At 71.0% G+C, this 19,528-nt stretch carries 11 protein-coding genes and 1 pseudogene; 8 read left to right on the top strand and 4 right to left on the bottom strand.

The annotated features are described in order from the left end of the window. Window positions 1–26: 26 nt before the first annotated feature. Together ACIQD6_RS07070 and ACIQD6_RS07075 are read right to left on the bottom strand one after the other, a co-directional pair. Window positions 27–1,217, bottom strand: a complete 1,191-nt coding sequence (locus ACIQD6_RS07070) for an STM4014 family protein (protein ID WP_401879566.1) — start codon at window positions 1,215–1,217, stop codon at window positions 27–29. 12 nt (window positions 1,218–1,229) lie between these two features. After that, window positions 1,230–2,165, bottom strand: a complete 936-nt coding sequence (locus ACIQD6_RS07075; protein ID WP_401879569.1) for an STM4015 family protein — start codon at window positions 2,163–2,165, stop codon at window positions 1,230–1,232. A 231-nt stretch (window positions 2,166–2,396) separates the two neighbouring features. Between ACIQD6_RS07075 and ACIQD6_RS07080 the strand changes: the two genes are divergently transcribed. Both ACIQD6_RS07080 and ACIQD6_RS07085 read left to right on the top strand, forming a co-directional pair. Continuing rightward, entirely contained in the window at window positions 2,397–2,738 is a 342-nt protein-coding gene (locus ACIQD6_RS07080) for a hypothetical protein (RefSeq protein WP_401879068.1), read from the top strand. 139 nt (window positions 2,739–2,877) lie between these two features. Beyond that, complete coding sequence (locus ACIQD6_RS07085; protein WP_401879071.1) at window positions 2,878–3,879, top strand: DUF6745 domain-containing protein; 1,002 nt, start codon at window positions 2,878–2,880, stop codon at window positions 3,877–3,879. Between the two features lie 124 nt (window positions 3,880–4,003). On the opposite strand, the gene ACIQD6_RS07090 is transcribed toward ACIQD6_RS07085, so the two are convergent. Next, the gene (locus tag ACIQD6_RS07090) at window positions 4,004–4,915 is read right to left on the bottom strand and encodes a carbohydrate kinase family protein (protein WP_401879074.1); all 912 of its coding nucleotides are present in this window, start codon (window positions 4,913–4,915) and stop codon (window positions 4,004–4,006) included. A 198-nt stretch (window positions 4,916–5,113) separates the two neighbouring features. Next, window positions 5,114–5,296 (bottom strand): annotated as a pseudogene (locus ACIQD6_RS07095) (TetR family transcriptional regulator); the annotation flags it as partial. A 372-nt stretch (window positions 5,297–5,668) separates the two neighbouring features. Here ACIQD6_RS07095 and ACIQD6_RS07100 point away from each other — a divergent pair. The 6 genes from ACIQD6_RS07100 (at window position 5,669) to ACIQD6_RS07125 (ending at window position 19,200) form a co-directional block, all read left to right on the top strand. Then, window positions 5,669–6,433 (top strand): DeoR/GlpR family DNA-binding transcription regulator, encoded by a 765-nt coding sequence (locus tag ACIQD6_RS07100; protein WP_401879076.1) that lies wholly within the window; start codon window positions 5,669–5,671, stop codon window positions 6,431–6,433. Between the two features lie 106 nt (window positions 6,434–6,539). Beyond that, window positions 6,540–9,374 carry an ATP-binding protein gene (locus ACIQD6_RS07105; protein ID WP_401879079.1) on the top strand — a complete coding sequence of 945 codons (2,835 nt, stop codon included), beginning with the start codon at window positions 6,540–6,542 and terminating at the stop codon, window positions 9,372–9,374. Window positions 9,375–9,668: 294 nt separating this feature from the next. Further along, window positions 9,669–12,251, top strand: a complete 2,583-nt coding sequence (locus ACIQD6_RS07110; protein WP_401879081.1) for an AAA family ATPase — start codon at window positions 9,669–9,671, stop codon at window positions 12,249–12,251. A 4-nt stretch (window positions 12,252–12,255) separates the two neighbouring features. After that, the gene (locus tag ACIQD6_RS07115; RefSeq protein ID WP_401879084.1) at window positions 12,256–15,063 is read left to right on the top strand and encodes an AAA family ATPase; all 2,808 of its coding nucleotides are present in this window, start codon (window positions 12,256–12,258) and stop codon (window positions 15,061–15,063) included. Window positions 15,064–15,467: 404 nt separating this feature from the next. Next, entirely contained in the window at window positions 15,468–16,175 is a 708-nt protein-coding gene (locus ACIQD6_RS07120; protein ID WP_401879572.1) for a LuxR C-terminal-related transcriptional regulator, read from the top strand. Window positions 16,176–16,278: 103 nt separating this feature from the next. Then, the gene (locus ACIQD6_RS07125) at window positions 16,279–19,200 is read left to right on the top strand and encodes an AAA family ATPase (RefSeq protein WP_401879086.1); all 2,922 of its coding nucleotides are present in this window, start codon (window positions 16,279–16,281) and stop codon (window positions 19,198–19,200) included. Window positions 19,201–19,528: the final 328 nt, after the last annotated feature.

Consider the following 19,528-nt stretch of genomic DNA (forward strand, 5'->3'; position numbering starts at 1 on the left):
CGGTGTGTACATGTCCGGTGTCCGCGTCATGCCAGGTGCCCCCGTCGTGCCGGCTGTCCGCGCGGCGAGTCCACGGTTGTCGTACGGGTGGCACTACGGGGGGCACGCCTCGGCAGGGCGGCGAGCTGCGCCGCGTATGTGTCCAGGCCCTCGGCGTCGCTGCCCGGAAGTCCCGTGAGGCCGGGCAGCAGGTCGCCGAAGGCGTTGACCTCGCAGACCGCGAACCGCCGCCAGTTCGCGGTCGGCAGCAGATCGACACCCACGCAGTGGGTTCCGGGGAAACAGCCGGCCGCATCTTCACAGATGGCGAGAGCTCTGGCCCAGCTGCCACCGGCCGACCGGATCGCGGCGCGGACGGCGTCGAGATCCGCCCGGGTGCCACCGAGGTGGAGGTTGGTCATGGGGGAGCCACTGGTCCGTACGACCACGTGGGTGGCCCTGCCCGCGATGACCACCACTCGCAGGTCGGCGGACCGGCCTTCCCATGTCGACTTCGGTATCCACTGCTCGATGTGCAGTCCGTCGGGTGCGAGGGTGTCGATGATCGCGGCCACCTCGCGCTCCGCCGTGTACCGGCGCACCCGTAGCGAGTTGAACAGGCGCCCCTTTCCATCGCGTTCGACGGACGTGGTGGCGCGGACCCGCCCGGGGCCCGCCGTTTCGACGGCGAGGACTCCGGACGCCGACGAGCCATGGGCGATCTTGACGAACGCCCGGTTCAGCCCGGCATCGGCCATCAGGGCCCGTACGTCGTCCCAGCCGGACACGGCCGGAGAGCCGGCGCCCGAGGTGGGCGACGCGGGAACCCGGACCCCCGCCGCGTCCAGCACGCCGTGGCAGAGCCGCTTGTCGAAGAGCACCGCCAACTCATCGGGGGCGTCGAGCAGATCGGCCCCCACGGCGGATGCCGCCTGCCCGAGGCCCCGGACCGCGGTGGTGAACCGCTCGTACCAGCGGCCCGTTCCCTCGACGCGGGTGAGGTCGTCCGCGCCGCGCAGCAGTTTCTCCACCTCCGGGTCCTCGCCCGGTGAGTCGATGCGTACGGTCTCACCGGCCCTCAACTCGGCCCGGCCGGCCAGCACATCGAGCCATGACACCTCGCGGGCGGAGGGGAGTCCGGCGGCCCGCACGGCGTCCTGGAACAGGGTCACGCGGCGGTTGCCGGGATTTCCGATCACGGTCAGGCCGGTATCGGTGGTGCTCGGGTAAGGCGGCATCATCTGCTCCGCCTACTCCGCCACCGCGGTGTAGCGAGATTCCGTGCCGTCGTCATCGATGTCCGCGTCCTCGGTCTCGGAGAGGTCGATCTCCACGCCGGCTGTGCCGAGTGTGGCCAGGATCCGTTCCCGCATCGCTTCGCTCAGGAAGTTGTGGTGCAGGTCGAGCTTCTTGAGATGGGTGAGCGGCTGGCCGCCGAGAAGCGCCTCCGCGCCCTCGTCGCCGAGGGTGCCCATGGAGAGATCGAGAGTCTCCAGGCCGGCCACGACGGGGGCGCCGGCGAGCGCGATCGCTATCTCGTCCTGGATGTCGCTGTTGTGCAACGCCAGATGCCGCAGCCGGGGAAGCCGCGAACCGGCGAGGAGGGAAGCCAGGTCGGCCACGCTCGTGGTCGCGCCGTACCAGGACGTGCCGAGCCAGAGATCCAGTTTCTCCAGCGAGGGCAGGTCGCTGGCACCGACGTTCCGCACGATCTCGGCGTCCAGACCGCCCGTCTCCATGGTGAGCGAGCGCAGTCGCTCATGCCGGACGGCGGGGAATTCCAGGTGCTGACCGCCCCGGACACCGAACTCGAGCAGCGCGGGGAAGGCGTCGAGCAGCGGGGTCACCAGCCCCTGGTTGATCCAGGAGATCTCACACTGCATGGAGTCGATGTCACCGACGAACAGGGCGCGCAACGCGGGCAGCCGGTCACGCGCCGCGACAATCGCCTTTATCACCTCGTCGGGCCCCGAATCATAGACATCACTCCAGGCCCCCACGATCAGTGCCCGGACCTCGGTGGTGTCCACGGTCTCGGTGAATCGGGCGAACTCCTGCTCCCACTCCACCTCGGAGTCGTACGCTTCGACCGAGACACGCCAGGCCACGGAGGAGGGAGCCGGGAGCTCCGCCTTCGTCCCGGCATCGGGAAAGTCGAACACGGGCAGGCCGTACAGCTCCTGCATGAAGTCGTCGTCAATGGACACGGTGGATGCTCCCGATAGCGATAAAGCGGAGATCGGCTGATGTGGGAGCAGTTCTACCAAGTGCCACTGACAATGCCTGTCTTCGGGTGCCGGTAGGCCCCCTCCGAGCGTCGAGAGGCTTCTCCGAGCGCCGGGGCCGAATGTCAGACCCTCCCCGTAGCGTTCTTTCACAGGTCGGCGCACTCGGCGCCGCCCGTCGAGGGGAGAGCCATGTTCCGGCAGGGAGACGTACTGATCGTGCCCGTCGAGCGGGAGACGGTGCCACCGCATCTCACGGACGCCGCGGCCGTGTCCGGTGAGCCGAGGGACGCGCGCGGCAGGCTGGTCCTGGCGCTCGGCGAGGTCACCGGCCATGCCCACGCCGTGACCGGGCCCGGACGGCTGGTCCGGGAACAGGGCGGCGACCTGTCGGCGCCGATGTTCCTCCATCTGCCGGACGGCGGACGGGTGGTGCACGAGGAGCACGCGGCGATACCGCTGCCCAAGGGCTGGTTCCGGGTGGTGCGCCAGCGTGAGTACATCCCGGGCGCGGTCCGCATCGTCGCGGACTGAGCACACGACGCGTGCGGACACATCGTCCGCACGGGTGCGCGGGCCGCGCGGACACGCAGGCCCGACAGACTGCGGCGGTGCGGCCGGGCGCAGTACGGAGAGACAGCTGAAAAGGCTGACAGGGGACGGGACTTCAGACATGAATGACGTGGACAAGTGGCGGGCTGCCGCGGCGGCGACGGGAGAGACGGACCGGCTTGCCGCCGAGCGAGGGGTACGGCTCGCCTACCGCAGGGCGGGGCTGGCGGAGCCGGAGCGGTTCGTCTGGGCCGGCTCGCCGCTGGCCGGTGCGCGGGCGGCGCGGGCGATCGCCGGCGCCGGTCGGTCGGTGCGCGACGAGGTACGTACGCACCCCTGGGCGGAGGAACGGCGCCGGGTGCACGACGCGTTGGGGCCGCTCGGCTGGGCCGAGCACTGGAGCATCACCGGCGCGCGGCTCTGGGACACCACCCGTGCGCTCACCGAGCGGATACGCGCCGGAGTGGTGGAAGCCTTCGCGGAGAAGCCCGACGAGGTGGCCGGGATACGTATGGTGCTGCTCGACGCCGTCTTCGGACAGCATGACGCGGCCTGGCTCGCCGCCTTCGAGGGCCGCAGTGAGCGTCTCGAAGGACTCGCCGAAGTGGCACTGCACGCCGGCTGGTGGTGGCCGTACGAACACGCCGTGGTGATCTGCGAGCGTCCCGTGGCGCTCCACCGCGACGAGGCGGGCCGCCTCGACCGAGGGGACGGTCCCGCGCTCGCCTATTCGGACGGCTTCGCGCTGTACGCGTGGCGCGGCATGCCGGTTCCCGCCACGTTCCTCGACGAGCTGCCGTCGCTGACCCCCGAGCGGATACGCGACGAGGCCAACGCCGAGCTGCGCCGGGTGATGCTGGAGTACTACGGCTACGACCGCTACTTGAGCGAGTCGGGCGCCAAGTCCGTCCACGATGACGAGACCGGCGTCCTGTGGAAGATCGAGATGCGGGGGGACGAAGACATCTCGATGGTGGAGGTGGTCAACTCCACACCGGAGCCGGACGGCACCCACCGCACGTACTGGCTGCGGGTGCCGCCCACGACCCGGACGGCGAGGCAGGGGGTCGCCTGGACCTTCGGGCTCGAAGCGGAGGAGTACGAACCGGCGCGCCAGACCTGACGGGCGTGAACGGCCCGACGGTCCGGCCGGCTTGTCGGCTCGACGGCCGAATCCGCCGGGTCGGGTCATTGCCCGAGTGCCGGTCGTCCAGGTCCGGGTCCGGGTCCGGGGCAGGGCCGGGACCTCAGCCCACGAGCAGGTCGTCCGGTGCGATGAGTGCCGTGCTGCCCTCGCCCGTACAGGCGTAGGCACCCGCCACCGCACCGAGCCGGGCGCACTCCTCCAGGTCCCGGCCGGCCAGCCGTCCGTACAGGAAACCGCAGACGTACGCGTCACCCGCACCGTTGGAGTCCACCACCGGCGCGGGCGGGACGGTCGCCGGAACAGGGCGCGGGGTGCGGCTTCCCTCGCGGCTCATCAGATACGAGCCGCCCGCGCCCGCCGTCGCGATCACCGCTTCGGCACGGCCCTCGCGCAGGATCTCCCGCATCACCGAGGCGATCCGCTCGCTCGCCCCGGCCGCGCTGAGGAAGACCAGGTCGGAGCGGAGCGCGAACTCCCTGTGGTACTCGGAGAGACCGTCCCAGTCGTGCAGATCGGTCGAGACGGGAACGCCGAGCGCTTCGATGTCGTCGTACAGGAACCGGGTGAAGTTGGTGATCGACAGATGAACATGACGGGACCGCTTGAGATGAGGCAGGTAGAAGTCGCGCGGCATCCGCAGATCGTCCGGGTCCCGGGCGTCGTGGAAGGACATCCGGCGGCCCGTCTTCTCGACGAGATTGACCGCGCGCCGGGTGCCCGCGGGGGAGATCAGGGCCTGGAAGTCCACACCGCCGGCCGTGAGCCGTTCGCGGACCTGGTTGCCGGTCCAGTCGTCGCCTATGTAGTCGAGGAACTTGACGTCCAGGCCAAGAGCCCGGCAGCCGAGGGCCACATTGCCACCGGTGTGCCCCGGCGATTCGCGGATCGGCCCGACGCTGACCGCGTCGGCCAGTGGAACCGGCAGCGAGTCGACCCGGACGACGGTATCCACCCCGCTGCCTCCGACGACCAGCACATCGTGATGGAGCTGATCGGTCTGCTGCTGCGTCACAATCTCCCTTTCGGTTCCGGACACCTTCGCGTGCCGCCCAGTATGGCCGTCGTGACGGACTCCGCTTCCCGGGGTCGCCGGGCCGGGTCAGGGGCCGTCGAGTTCCGTGCGGCCGAGGCCCGGCTCCTGGGCGGGTTCGAGTCCCAGCTCATGGGCGAGTGCCTCGTCCAGCCACCTCAGCATCGTGTCGCGCTCCAGCGCGCCCGCGACCAGCTTTTCCTCCGTCTCGAAGTGGTAGAGCACCAGCGCGTTCCTGACGCCGGCCACGGCGGCGACATCGGAGATCCGCAGGGCCGCCACGCCCCGTGCCTCGATCTGTCCGACGGCGGCGCGCAACAGGTCGTCGCGCCGTTCCGCCACGCTCAGTCGCACTCTCGCCACGCCGTCACCCTGCCGAAGCCGCACTGGCTCAAATCCGTATCGGTTCAGGGCAGTCGTACGGCCGGTGGGGGCCCCTTCCGGTCCGGCGGTACGGCCCGGATCCGGTGCCCACCAGGTGCGCTGCCGCGCGGGACGCCGGCTCCGCCGAGGCCGTCCGTCGCAGGGTCCCCTGCGGACCTCAGCCACCTCAACGCGACTACGGGACGCGACTTTGAGCGGGTGTTAACCTGCGTTTCCACACCCAAGCGCTGCCTGTTTCAGCCGCTGCGACGCCGCTTCGTGACGCGTGTGGTGTGGGGAAGGTCGCCGGAGGGGGCATGGCGCACGAGGGCCACGAGGGATGCCGGGGCAGGGCCGAGTGAAGAGGCGGGGATGTACGCCGAGGAGCGCCAGCAGACGATCCTTGAAGTGGTGAGACGAACAGGCCGGGTCGGTGTGGCCGGCCTGGCGTCCCGCTTCGACATCACCACCGAAACGGTGCGCCGCGACCTGACACTGCTCGAACAGCGGGGCCTGCTGCGCAGAGTGCACGGCGGAGCCATCCCGGTGAACACGGGACCGGAGGTCAGGAAGAGGACGCCGCCCGCCGAGCCGGCCGCCCTCTCGGAGCAACGGCGCATCGCCCAGGCCGCGTTGGCGCATCTCCCCGAGGACGGCGCGGTCTTTCTCGACGGCGGGCGAACAGTGGATGAATTCGTGGGGCTCATTCCCGCCGACCGCCAACTCACCGTGGTCACGAATGCCATCGACTCGGCCCTGCGTCTCACCGACAAGGGCAGCGTCACCGTGATGCTGGTCGGTGGCCGGATCAAGTCCCGTCCGTTCGCCGTGGTCGACGACTGGGCCATGCGTCTGCTGAGCGAGATCCGTGTCGACGTCGCCTTCCTGGCGCCCGGCGGAGTGTCCCTCGCACGCGGCCTGACCACCTCGGATCCCTCCGAGGCGATGGTCAAACGAGCGGCGATCTCGGCGGCCGGACGCACCGTCGTACTGGCCGATCACCACACGGTCGGGCGCGATCATTTCGCCCGATTCGGCGGCCTTGCCGACATCGACACACTCATTACGGATGACCGGGTCGACTCCTGTCTGGCCAGGCGCATCGGGCGAGCGGGCCCGCGTGTGCTGACAGTCTGAAGCGGTACGATCGTCGCTCCAAGTGATCACCTCCCTTATTCGTATCGGGATTCGTATCGGGTCATTTGGTTTCCCGCCCTCGTCACCGCAGCAATGAGGAGTCACGGTGACCGCTCGCAGTGGTCCGCAATTCGAACCGGGCACGGAACTGGCGGGCCGCGATTGGGAGTTGTCCCTTCTGGCGGACCGTGCTCGTAGCGCGGCCCTCGGCGAGGGCCAGGCCGTCCTGCTGCGCGGCCCCGCGGGCATCGGCAAGACCCAGCTCGTCTCCGCCGCCCTCGCCGGCCTCGGCTCCGTCGCCAGGACCGTACTGACCGCCAAGTGCCCGGAGAGAGGCTCGGCCGCCTACGGGACCGTCCGCGAGCTGTTCGATCCGCTGCGGCTCACCGAGGACGGAGCCGAGGACTCCCCGTTGCTCAGCGGCAGCGCGCGCCTCGCGCTGCCCGTCCTGCGGCCGGACCGTGAGGAAGGCGCCGGCCCCACCGACACGTACGCCGTCATGCACGGCCTGCACTGGCTCACCGCCGGACTCAGCGCCGACGGCCTGGTGGTGCTCGCGATCGACGACGTCCAGTGGTGCGACGAGACCTCGCTGCGCTGGCTCGCCTTCCTGCTGCGCCGCGCCGAGGACCTGCCGCTCATGGTGGTGATGACCCAGCGCACCGGCCACGACGAGCCCCGCCCCGAACTCCTCGACGAGATCGGCGACCTCCTCGGCTGCGTGACGCTCGACCTGCCGCCGCTCCCCGCCGAGGCCGTCGCCGGCATGCTGCGGTCGGCCTTCGGCACCGAACCGGACCCGGCCTTCGCCCACAAATGCCACGAGATCACCGGCGGCAACCCCTTCCTCGTACGACGGGTGGTCACCCGGCTGCGCGGCGACCACGTCCCGCCCGGAGCCGAACAGGTCGCGCTGCTCGACGAACTCGGCCGCGACGCCGTCGCCCGCACCCTGCTCGACCGGCTCCCGGAGGACGCGTACGCCGTCGCCAAGGCGATAGCGGTACTCGGCGGCGAGAGCGTGGAGATGATCGCCGCGCTGGCCGGGACCCAGCCCGGCCCGGCCGGCGCGGCGGTCGAAGCCCTCAGGGCGGGCGAACTCCTGGCCGGCGACCGCCTCGACTACGCCCACGATCTCCTCCGGGGCGCGGTGCTCGACGCGACCGCCGCCGAGGAGGAGATCGCCCTGCGCGAACGGGCCGCCCGGCTCCTCAACGACTCGGGCCGCCCCGCCGAGGACGCCGCCGTCCAGCTGATGCTCCTGCCCGGCGAACCGGCACCCTGGATGGTCGGGGCGCTGCGCGCCGCCGCGGCCAGCGCGGAACACCGGGGCGCGCCCGCCGTCGCGGCCCACTACCTCTCCCAGGCCCTCAAACACGACCCGGACGATGTGGCCCTGCTCACCGAGTCGGCCCGAGCGCGTGCCCAGACCGACCCGTGGACGGCGCTGGAGCAACTGGAGCGAGCCCTCGCCCTGGTGCCCGATCCCCGCGCCCGCGTCCCGCTCGCCGTGCAGTACGCGCTGACCTCGCTGGGCGTGCAGAACTCCCTGCGCGCCTTCGCGTTGGTGAGCGAGGTGCTGGAAGCGATCGAAGCGGAGGTCGGAGAGGACCCGACCCCCGCGGACCGCGCGCTGCGCACCCTCGTCGAGTCCGTCTACCTGATCTCCGGCATCGACGAGAAGGCCACCCTGGGCGCGGTCAAGCGGCGCTTTCGCCACTACGTCCCCCCGCAGGGCGACACCGCCGAGGAACGCCAGCTTCTCGCGATGCTCTCCTCGCTCGGCACCCTGGAGGGCAGGCCCGCCACCGAGGTCGCGGCGCAGGCGGAGAAGGTCCTGCGCATCGGTGACGTCGCCCTCGGCGGATGGACGCTGCTCGGCGCCAGCCTGTCGCTCTACCTCGCCGACGACATCGACCCCGCGCTGGCCGCGCTCACCGCCCTGCTGGAGCACGCGCGGAGCCACGGCGAGGCATGGACCTGCACCCTCGGCGCCAGCACCCGCGCCGAGGTCCACCGGTGGATGGGCAACGTGGGAGAGGCGCTGGCCGACGCCCAGTTCTCCTTCGACCTCACGCTCCAGGAGTCCTGGGCCCCCAACGTGGTCCTGCCCCAGGCCTCGCTGGCATCCGCGCTCATCCGCCGCGGCGAGCCCGAACGGGCCCAGGAGGTCCTCGACGCGGTCACCCGGCCACGGCTCGACCACTTCACCATCGAGTACCACTGGTACTTGATGGCACAGGCGCGGGTCCGAACCGCGCTCGGCGACCACGAACGCGGGCTCACCCACCTCTACCGGTGCCGGGACAGCCTCGCGGAGGCCGGCATCGGCAACCCCGTGCTCGCTCCCTGGTGGTTCGACGCCGCGGAGGCGCTCGCCGGACTCGGCCGCCACCACGAAGGGCTGGACATCCTCGAACGCGTCGAGGAGCACGTACACCGCTGGGGTACGAAACGGGCACGGGGCATGCTCGGCATGGCCCGTGGCGTGTTGACCGAAGGCGACGCCGGGATCGACCTGCTCACCGAGGCCGTGAACACCCTCGCGGACTCCCCGGGCAAACTCGAACAGGCCAGGGCCGAGTACCTGCTCGGCCGCAGGCTCTACCGGCGGGGCGACGCCGACGGCGCGCGCGACCGGCTGCGCCGCTCGATCGACCTGTCCGTGCTGTGCCGGGACAAGCTGCAACTCGACCAGTCGCTGCCCGCGCTCACCGAGGCGGGCGGCCGGCTGCGCAGCGGCACCGCCTCACCCGCCGACGCGTTGAGCGGCAGCGAGCGCCGGGTCGTCGAGCAGGCGCTCGCCGGGGCGACCAACCGGGAGATCGCCGAGTCCCTCTTCCTCACCCAGCGGACCGTCGAGTTCCACCTCACCAGCGTGTACCGGAAGCTCGGCATCCGGGGCAGGCAGGAGCTGGCCGACGTGCTGTCGGAGACGTAGCGTCCCTTTAATAAGGGCTTGAGGAAAAAGAGTCCTCATTAGGTCCATTGCGCTCGATAAGCATGTATCAATGCGCGTTGCGTTTCCCGCAACCTCAAGAAAAGCTCAACGTTACCGTCAGAAGGGCACACCGTCACCTGCGGAGTTGTAATCTCCGGTGTCACCACTTCAATACAAGTCACTGACCCGAGTGATACGAGAGGTGTGCATGCGGAATTGTCGCGCGCGTTTCACGGACGCGGCGCACTCTGCCGGTGCCCTCGCCATCCGTACGGCTTCCGGGCAGGTGCCGCGATGAGCGTCGCACCCCCGGTCGCGGCCGACGAACTCGTCGGCCGCGCAAGTGTCCTGGCCGCGCTCGGCGACATGATCGAGACCCTGGAGCGCGGTGGGCCGGGTCTGGCCGGCGTGACCGGCCCGCTCGGCATCGGACGCAGCGCCGTACTGAACCGGGTCGCCACCCTGGCCCGCGCGCGGGGTCTGGCAGCCGGACTCGCCCGCTGCTCGCCCGTCGAATCGGACATCCCCTACGCCGCGGTGACCCAGCTCCTCGCCGGGCTCCGCCCGCCGACCCGGATGCTCGAACTGACCACGGCCTGTATGCGGGACGGCCGCATCGCCGCCTCGGTACCACGGCTGTGCGACGAGTTCCTGGCTCTCGCCGCCGAGCGCCCGCTGCTGCTCGCCGTGGACGACCTGCAATGGGCCGACCCCTGGTCACTGCGCTGGTTCACCGCCATGACCCGGCGTACGCACCACTCCTCGATCCTGCTCGTCGGATCCAGCCACGGCCCGCTCGCCGGCCACCTCGGCGAGGACCACCTCCTGGACAACGCGGGCTTTCCCACGGCGCGGGAACTCCCGCTGACCCCCCTGTCCGCAGCGGAGTCCCGGCAGCTGCTGGAGAACCTGAGCGGACGGGAGACCGAGGAGTCCGTGGCCGTCGCGGCCACCGACGCGACAGCGGGCCGTCCGGCCGTACTACGGGCCGTCGCCGACCACTTCATCGCCCGGAACCTGCCGCTGGACGCCGCGGGGATCCCGCGTCTGACCTCGGTCGCCGAGGCGGCCTGGCCCGAGCGCGCCGAGCGTGCCGTACGAGGCCTGCCCGCCGACGCGCTCGCGCTGCTGCGCGTACTGGCCGCCGTCGGCGACGACTTCGAATTCGAGATCTCCGCCGCGCTGGCCGGACTCCGCGCGGCCGGCGCGGACAGCGCCCTCGGAACCCTCCTCGCCGCGGGCCTCGCGGTCGACCCCGACACGCCTCGCCCCGCCTCCCCGCGTCTCGCCGCCGACGTACTCGCGGCCATGGACTCCACCGAGCGGGAAGCCCTGTACCTACGGGCGGCCGAACTCGGCAGGAAGGCCGGCGCCAAGGCCGTCGCCGTCGCCGACCTCCTCGCCGCCGCGCCCGTCTCGGGCCTGCCCTGGGCCGGCAAAGCCCTCGGCGAGGCATCCGCGTACCGTCTGCGGCAGGGCAGGACGAGTTCCGCGGCCACGGACCTGCGCCGTGCCCTGCGCGAGCCGATGAACGACGCGGACCGTGCCCGGGTCCTCACCCGGCTCGCGGCCATCGAGGTCGTCAACGCGCCTCAGGCCAGCGACGGCAGGCTCCGTCAGGTCCTCGTACGGTACGCGAGCCCAGACTCGTGGCCCTCCGTGCTGCGGGCGGCCGACCTGCTGCTCGGGCGCGGCGACGCCGAGACCGCCCGGCGCGTGCTCTCCGAGCTGTACCAGGCGTCGGCCGGTTCCGTCGACGCGGCCGGACTCTCTCCGCTGAGCGCCCTCGGCTGGCTCGCGCAGGAGGAGGTGGGCACCCGCCCGGAGATCCCCGTCGCGCCCCTGCCCGCCCCCGCGGCCCGCCCCGCCGACCCTGCCCAGGCCGGCGTCCTCGCCTGGCAGTTGGCCACCCTGGCCGAGGACCGTGAACGCGTACGGGAACTGGCCACGGCCGCCCTCGACGCGCACACCGACGTCCCCTTGATGTGCCGTATCGCGGCATCCCGCGCGCTGCTGTGCGCCGTCGACGTCGAACCGGGCCTGCGTGGACTCGACACCGTGGTGGCCGACGCCCGCCGACAGCACGCCCGAGCCATCACGGCCCGAGCACTGCTCCACCGAGGGGGCGCGGCGATACGCCGGAACCGCCCCGAGGACGGGCTGCGGGACCTGGCCACCGCCCTGCGGGAACTGCCCCTCGACTCCTGGCATCCGTCGCTGGCCGCGAAGTTCGTGGCGATGGACATCATGGGCAAGATCCGCTGCGGCCAACTGGAACAGGCACGGCAGGCGGCGGACCGCCCGCTCCCCGACGTCGCCGACCAGGGCATCGGCTGGGCCTACCTGCTCTACGCCAGGGCCGAACTCCGGCTGGTCACCGGCGATCCCGAGCGCGCCCTGGTCTACCTGGAGGAGTGCGGACGGCTGTTGCGCGTCCGGCGGTGGAAGAACCCGATGCTGCTGCCCTGGCGGACCACGGCCGCCGTGGCGCACCGTACGCTCGGCGCCACCGACAGGGCCGCCCGGCTCGTCGCCGAGGAACACGCCGTACTGGAACGCTGGGGCACCGGCGACGCCGTCGAGCGGATGTGCGGCCGCACCATGGATAAGCTGGCCGAACTCGGTGTGGATCTCGCTCTGAACACCCACCGGCGGCCGGAGAAGCCGGAGTCCTCCGCCCTCGACGCGCTGCCCGAGCCCGAGCGGGACGTGGCCCGGCTCGCCCTTCACGGCCGGCTCAACCGGGAGATCGCCGGGCGGCTCGACATCGCCACCCGTACGGTCGAACTGCGGCTGAGCAAGGTCTATCGCAAGCTCGGAATCAAGGGCAGGGCCGAGCTGGTGGCCCGGTTCGCGCCCGACGACCGGGAGGCGTGAGGCCGTGCTGCTGGAACGCGAACCGGAGCTGACCGTGGTGCGCAAGGCCGTACTGGAGGTCGAGTCCGGCGAGGGCGCGCTGCTGCTGATCGGCGGTCAGCCGGGCACGGGTACCACGGCGTTGCTGCGTGAACTAATGACGACCGGGGAGGCGGCCGGCGCGCGCGTGCTGCGCTGCGCCGGGGCGCAGAGCGAGCGAAGCTTCCCGCTCGGCGTCGTACGCCAGCTCGTACTGCCCCTGCTCGCTTCGCGGGAGGAACTCATCCCCGCCGCCTCGCGGGCCATGCTCGCCCCGGTGTCCGGCGAGGCCGGCCTCGACCCGGCCCAGGACATCGGCATCGACATGCTCGTATCGGTCCTGCACGGACTGCACACGGCGCTGGCCGAACTCGCCGCGACGCGCACCGTACTGCTCGTGGTCGACGACCTGCACTGGGTCGACGAGGCATCGCTGCGCGCGCTCGCCTTCCTGGCGGCCCGGCTGGACGGCATGCGGCTGCTCATCGGAGTGGTACTGCAGGACGGACGGGGTACCCGGGACCCCATGATCCGGGAAATCGCGTGCGCGGCGACCCGGAGCCTGCATGTGCGAGTCCTGTCAGCCGAGGCGACGGCGACGCTGGTCACGGCCCGGTTCGGCGCCACCTGCGCCCCCGAGTTCGTGACCGCCTGCCACGAACTGACCGGCGGCAGACCGAAGGAACTGCGCGTCCTGCTCGACCGCGCCCTGGCACAACGGCTACGCGGCCGGGCGGCGGAGGTGCCAGGGCTCCGCGCGCTCGGCGGCACGTTCCGGCGCGAACGGCTGCTCTTCCTGCTGCGCCGCGACCCCGCCGCCGACGCCTTCGCGAAAGCCGTGGTGGTGCTGGCGGACCAGGCCACCGAGGAACTGGTCGCGCGGCTGAGCGGGCTGGGCCGCGACGAGCGCGCCGCCGCGCGGACGGTGCTGAGACAGGCCGGACTGCTGAGCGGTACCGGCCGGCCCGAGGTGCGTGAACCCGAGATGGCCCGTGCGGTCGTGGAATCCCTGAGCGCGGAGGAGAGTTCGCGGCTGTACCGCGCCGCCGCCGTACTGCTGGAGGAGTGCGGAGCCGCGCCGGAGGCGATCGCCGCGCAGCTGCTGCACGTCGACATATTGCGCGACTGCTGGGAGATCGACCAGCTCAGAGCTGCCGCGGTGGCGGCGCGCAGACGTGGCGCGTGGGGGCCGGCCGTCCGCTATCTGCGCCGGGCCCTCCAGGACCTGCCGGCCGAGGGCCGTGAACGGGCCGATGTGCTGGTGGAGTTGGCCGCCGTGGAACTGGTGACGGTGCCGGACTCGGCGGTCCGGCATCTCACGCAGGCCGCACGCCTGATGCCGGACCACCGCAGCCGCGCCGAGGTGCTGTCCTGGATCCCGCTGCAAATGACGGGCGGCGACCAACTCGCCGGCCTGGTCCACGATGTCTCCGACCGCTTCGGTGAACTCGCCGCGCCGGACGGATACGACCGGGACATGGCCCTGCGACTGGAGGCCCGCTCACGTTTCGCGAGGCTCGAGGATCCCGACGCACTGACGTCGGCGCTGGCACGGCTCGCGGAACTCGGCGGGGACGCCGCCCCGGTCGGCTGGGAAGGCTGCGCCGAGCGGGAACTGCGCGTGGTGCTGCTGCAGTCCGCGGCGCTCACCGGCCGGATCGGCAGCGCCGAGGTCGTACGGATCGCCCGCAAGCTCCTCGACCACGAGCCGACCAACACCGAGCGGATCAGCGCGCCGTTGCAGATGCTGCCGTGGATACTGCTCGCCGCTGACGCGGGTGACGCGGTCTCGTCCTGGCTCGACGCCGCACTCACCCATATCCGGCGGCAGGGCAAGCCTGAGCTGACCGCGCTGGTCGAGGCGCAGCGGAGCGTCATCCTGCTCGGCCGCGGGGATGTCGCCAAGGCACGGGAATGCGCGCTCCTCGGCTTCACGCTGGCCGAACGGGAGCGGCCGGAGACCAAACGGATGGCCGCCGTGGCGCTCGGCACGGTCGCCCTCGAACTCCAGGACCTCTCGCTGCTCAACCGGGTGCTGGAGGCGGTGGGCCCGAGCACCGACCTGGTGACGTTCATGCTCCGGCGGAATCTGCGGGGGGACCTGGCCGCCGCGCGCGGGGACCTGCCCGCGGCGCTGGCGCAGTTCTTGGACTGCGGTCGGCTGCTGGACCGGGCCGGGTGGTGCCACCCGGCGACGGCGCGGTGGCAGGTGTCGGCGGCGCTGCTCCTCCACCGGCTGGGCCGGACCGGTGAGGCGACCGAGCTGAGCGACGAGTATCACCGGCGCGCACTGACCTGGGGCGCGCCGACCATGCTCGGCCGCGCGCTGCGGGTCAGGGGCATGGTGACCGACGGGCCACGCGGGGTGGAGTCACTGCGGCAGTCGGTCGAGGTGCTGCGGGACGTGGACAGCCGGCTGGAACTTTCGCGGACCCTGATCGTTCTCGGGAAGCGTGTGCAGGAGGAGGCTCCGGTGGAGGGCGACCGACTGCTCGCCCGGGGGCGCCGGCTGGCCCGGCAGTTGCGTACCTCCGTGCCGGGGGAGTGGGCAGGAGGCCTGGTCAGGGCAGTGACGCCGGCGTCGGCCGCGGTCGCCAGGTCAGCACTGACCCGCGCCGAGGCCACCGTGGCCGAACTCGCCGCGCGTGGTCGCAGCAATCAGGAGATCGCGGGCGAGCTGGACATCACCAGACGTGCGGTGGAAAAGCACCTTACCGGTTGTTATCGAAAACTCGACGTCGACGGCCGTGCATCGCTCGCCGAGGCGCTTGGAGTTCACCAGCGCGGTGAATGACCGAGATGCGCGGGAATAGTTTTTTCCATTTCTTTTACGAGCCATGGTCTGCCGGTTGAGTGATCCCCTCCATGGGCCTCTGTAATCCTTTCCGTGATGTTGGAACGTGTGAGGTCATGTTGGACCTTACGCCGGGTTACGTCCGGATGGTTGCGATGTTAATTTTCTGCGTCTGCCCCGCAGGCAACCGTAAAACACCAGGTCAAGTGGCCCGCACCGTACCGAACCGCGCTGTACCGAACCGTTGAGTGCGGGCACCGCAGTCTTAAGCGGATCAAGTTCCCAAGCGACTTCCTGCCCTTGACATGTGTTTTGGCATTCATAGACTAAGGAGTAAGAAAACAAAATTTCACATGGGAGCGGAATTCGGTATCGGATCGTCAACTCAAGTGAACTTGAGAGAAATGGTCAACTATCCCGTGAGTAACTCTGGTCTCGTCTCGGAAGAGATTGTCCCGACTCAGCTACAGGACCGTTGTACGGAGCAGTATCGCGATATCTACTGGTCGCTCTTCGAGCAATCCGGTATATGCATGGCGAATCTGGACCTCGAACTGCGGGTACTGGAAGCGAACCGCTTGTTCACCCAGCAGTTCGGACGGACCTCCAACAACGTTCACGGAAAGAACATTTGTGATTTCCTGCACCCCAGCGTGCAGGGCAAGGTGAAAAATGAGTTCATCCGCCTGACCGACGGTCAGAATCCGCGCTTCGCCGACCAGATCGTCGCGCTGGGCGCCAAGGATTCGGTCTTCCTGGGCGAGATGACGGGCATCGCGGTGCGCGGCAGCGCCGGCCGGGTCGGCACCATCATGGTGCTGGTCAAGCCGGAGGCCTCGGAGACCGGGCCGCAGATGCTGGTGGGCCGCCGGAAGCTCTTCAGCCCCGTGCACGCGCGGATCCTCGAAGGCGTGGCCGCGGGCGAGTCGACGGTCCAGCTGGCGGCGAAGCTCTTCCTCAGCCGTGGCGGGGTCGAGTACCACGTGACCTCCCTGCTGCGGAAACTCAAGGTCACCAACAGGCCCGCGCTGATCTCGAAAGGCTATTCCATGGGCGTTTTCGCCGTCGGCCAGTGGCCGCCCCGAGTGCGTCCCGAATACGTGTCCTCGTAACGTCCCGACGTCGAACTGGCTCGTACGGGGAACGGACGTACGGGGAACGAGCCGGTTCGTCGGAACGGGCCGGTACTCACAGAGCCGAACGAGGACGAGATTCGTGCTGATCGAACGCACGCAGGAAATCAAGACCGTCCGGCGGGCGCTCGACCACACCCGCCACGGGCGGGGCGCCCTGGTGGCTGTGTCGGGCCCCTTCGGATCCGGAAGGTCGGCGCTGCTGCGCGAACTGGCCGCGCACACTCATCCGTCCGAGCCGGTCGTCCTCCACGCGGGGGGCGCCCGCTCCGAGAACGACATCCCGTTCGGGGTCGCCCGGCAGATGCTGCACGGTAAGCATGCCACCGCGGACGCGGCCCCGGCGGCCGGGACCACGGATCGTACGAATCGTTCGGGTGGTACGGACGGTTTGGACGGTTCGGGCGGTACGGATCGCTTGGATCGCGGCGAGGAACTACGCCTGCGGGACGTGGTGCTCGGCCTGGCCGCGACCCGGCCCGTGCTGATGCTCATCGACGACCTGCGCTGGGCCGACGCGCCCTCACTCCGCTGGCTCGCGCTGATCGGGCAGAGGCTGGCGGAGACACCGGTCGTGATCGTGGTCGTGGCGCCGCATCCGGCCGACCCGGCCGCGGCGTCCCCGCCGCTGCGAGACCTCCTCGCCCGTGTCACCGACCACCTGCCGCTCGGGCCGCTGTCCCTGGACGGCGTGTCCGCCATGACCGCGTACTGCCTCGGTGGCTCACACGACGACGATGAGCTCGACGGCACGCGGGGCGAACGTGACGGCTCTCAGGGTGAGCTCGACGGCTCTCAGGGTGAACGTGACGGCCCGCACGGCGCACTCGAAGGCTCACACGGTGAACTCGTACGGGCCTGCGCCGAGGCTTCCGGCGGCAGGCCCTTGTTCCTCGCCGCCGTCCTTCGCGAACTTCGCCGCTCCCGGCGGCCACCCTGGCCCGGGGCAGCCCGGACCGCGCGCCCCGCCTCCATCGGCGGTCACGCGGTCCGAGCCCTGGCCGAACTGGACCCGTCGGCCCACCGGATCGCCGTCGCGCTTGCCGTCGTCGGCCCACGTACCGACGCCTCCCAACTGTTCTCCCTCGCCGGGCTCTCCGCACCGGACGGCACCACCGCCCTGGCCGCGCTCACCTCCACGGGACTGCTCGCCGACGACCCGGCCCCGCGCTTCGCCCACGACGTCATCGGCACAGCCGTCGAGAACTCCCTCGACGCGGCGGCCGGAGCGCACTGGCACAGCAAGGCCGCGCGGGCCCTGCACACCTCGGGCAGGCCCCCCGTGGACGTGGCGAGACACGTGCTGGCCGCGGGCAACCCGCCCGACGCCTGGGAGACCGGCGTCCTGCGCGCCGCGGCACGGACACACATGGCGAACGCCAACCCCGCCCTGGCCAGGAAATACCTGTTACAGGCCCTGCTCGGCGTCGGCCACCACGGACCCGCGCGCGCCGAACTCCTCGTGGAACTCGCCGGAGCCGAGAGGACCACCGCGCCCGTCAGCGGGCTCCGGTACCTGGTGCACGCCCTGCCCGACCTGCCCACACCGGCCGACCGCGCCCGCGAGATCGCCCGCATCCCCGTACTCGCCTGGGAGTCGCCACCCGGCGGGCTCCGTACGCAACTCACCGATACAGCAAGGGCCTTGGGTGACCCGGCGCTTCTCGACGGCGAGAGACGCGCATCCGCACTCGCCCTCGACGTACGCGTGGGCTTCGCGAACCTCGGGCACATCCGTCCCTTCACCGAGACCGTCCGCGCTTTCCGTCTCGAGGCCCGTCACCTCGATCCCCGGACGGGCCACGACCGGGACCGTGGAGCCCTCCTCGCCTACGCGGGCATGCTCGTCGGAACGGACTCCGCCGCCGTCGGCCAACTGGCCCACCGAGCTGTGCTCGCCGCACCCCCGGCCGCACACGACCTGCAGACCGCCCTACCGCTCGCCGCGCGGGCCATGCTCGCCGCCGACCTCCTCGACGAGGCCGATGCCTGGCTCGCCGCCGTGACGGTCATGGCCCGTCAGTCCGGCGGTGAACGGGGCACCGACGCGCTGGCCGCCGACGCCGAGCGCGCGTTCGCCCTGGTACGGCGCGGCCGGCACGCCGAAGCGGCGCTCCTGGCGGCCCGTACGCTGCGACACGCCGACCCCGAACTCGCCTCGGTCACCGGACGCTGCTGCGAGGCACTGGCTCTGACCATCGCCAACGGTGGCTCGGCAGACATCGCGCAGGGCCCGCTCGCCCAGTACCGGGCCCTGGACAACTCGTTGCTCGCCCCCTGGCTCGGGCACGCCGTCGACGGGGTGCTCGCCTCGCTGGCCGGCGACACCGCCGCCGCCCTGGAACACACACTTGAAGCCGGGCGCGAGCACGAACTCATGGGCTGGACGAACCCCGCCGTACTGCCCTGGCGCTCCTGGGCGGCACGGTTGCAGCACCGGCTGGGCAGGCCCGACCTCGCGCAGGACCTGATCGTGTGCGAGTACGAACAGGCGATGGCCTGGGGCGCCCCCAGCGTCGTGGGCCGCCTGCTGCGTGTCTGGGCCGGCATCACCGAAGGCGAGCCCAGCGTCGAACTGGCCCTGCGCGCCGTGGAGGTGCTGGACGGTTCCGCCGACCGGCTGGAGACCGCGAAGGCGCATCTGCTGCTCGGGCTCAGGCTGTTCGCCGGGGACCGCACCGCCGCCGCAGGACGCCGTACCCGGAACGAGCCGGGGTCGAAGACCCACGACGCCGCGCACGGTCGCGTCAGGGGCAACAGCGCCCTGGCCAGCTCCGCCGCCGCCCGGCTGACCCCCAAGGAGCGCCGGATCGCCGTCCTGGTGGCTGCCGGGCAGGGAAACTCGAACATCGCCACGGAACTCGGCGTCAGCGTCCGCGCCGTGGAGAAACACCTGACGAACGTCTACCGAAAACTCGGCGTGACGGGCCGCACCCAGCTCTCCGAACTGGCCCCCCTCGCGGACTGGGCCGGCCGGAAGGACGAGGGCGATGTGGCCGTCTGACCAACGGTCAGCGGTTGAACGAAATATGGGCCGAAACGGGCGCGGGCCGAAATGGGCGCGGGCGAATCGGTCGGTCCGAACCGGGCGCGCACCGGAGTCGATCGGGCGCGGGCCGCATCGGACGCGCACCGGCGCCGATGTGCGTACGGATCGGCGCAACCCGAGGTCGGAGTCCTAGTGATTTTCCCGTTAACGCCCCACGACACTCGATCCTCGGTCCGTGCTACCCACGCGCCATTCGCTATGCCCCTGTTTCGCATTCGGGCCGTCGATCTCAGACGGCGTGGAGTGAACACCGCCCCGGCCACCGCTGTGGAGATGAGCTGAG

Origin of the sequence: Streptomyces sp. NPDC088400, assembly GCF_044753355.1 — a bacterium.
Taxonomy (GTDB): domain Bacteria; phylum Actinomycetota; class Actinomycetes; order Streptomycetales; family Streptomycetaceae; genus Streptomyces.

What these genes read in the sequence shown, in the direction of transcription:
- ACIQD6_RS07070 (WP_401879566.1), bottom strand. Translation starts at nt 1,217, where the DNA reads ATGCCGCCTTACCCGAGCACCACCGATACCGGCCTGACCGTGATCGGA.
- ACIQD6_RS07075 (WP_401879569.1), bottom strand. Translation starts at nt 2,165, where the DNA reads ATGCAGGAGCTGTACGGCCTGCCCGTGTTCGACTTTCCCGATGCCGGG.
- ACIQD6_RS07080 (WP_401879068.1), top strand. Translation starts at nt 2,397, where the DNA reads ATGTTCCGGCAGGGAGACGTACTGATCGTGCCCGTCGAGCGGGAGACG.
- ACIQD6_RS07085 (WP_401879071.1), top strand. Translation starts at nt 2,878, where the DNA reads ATGAATGACGTGGACAAGTGGCGGGCTGCCGCGGCGGCGACGGGAGAG.
- ACIQD6_RS07100 (WP_401879076.1), top strand. Translation starts at nt 5,669, where the DNA reads ATGTACGCCGAGGAGCGCCAGCAGACGATCCTTGAAGTGGTGAGACGA.
- ACIQD6_RS07110 (WP_401879081.1), top strand. Translation starts at nt 9,669, where the DNA reads ATGAGCGTCGCACCCCCGGTCGCGGCCGACGAACTCGTCGGCCGCGCA.
- ACIQD6_RS07120 (WP_401879572.1), top strand. Translation starts at nt 15,468, where the DNA reads ATGGTCAACTATCCCGTGAGTAACTCTGGTCTCGTCTCGGAAGAGATT.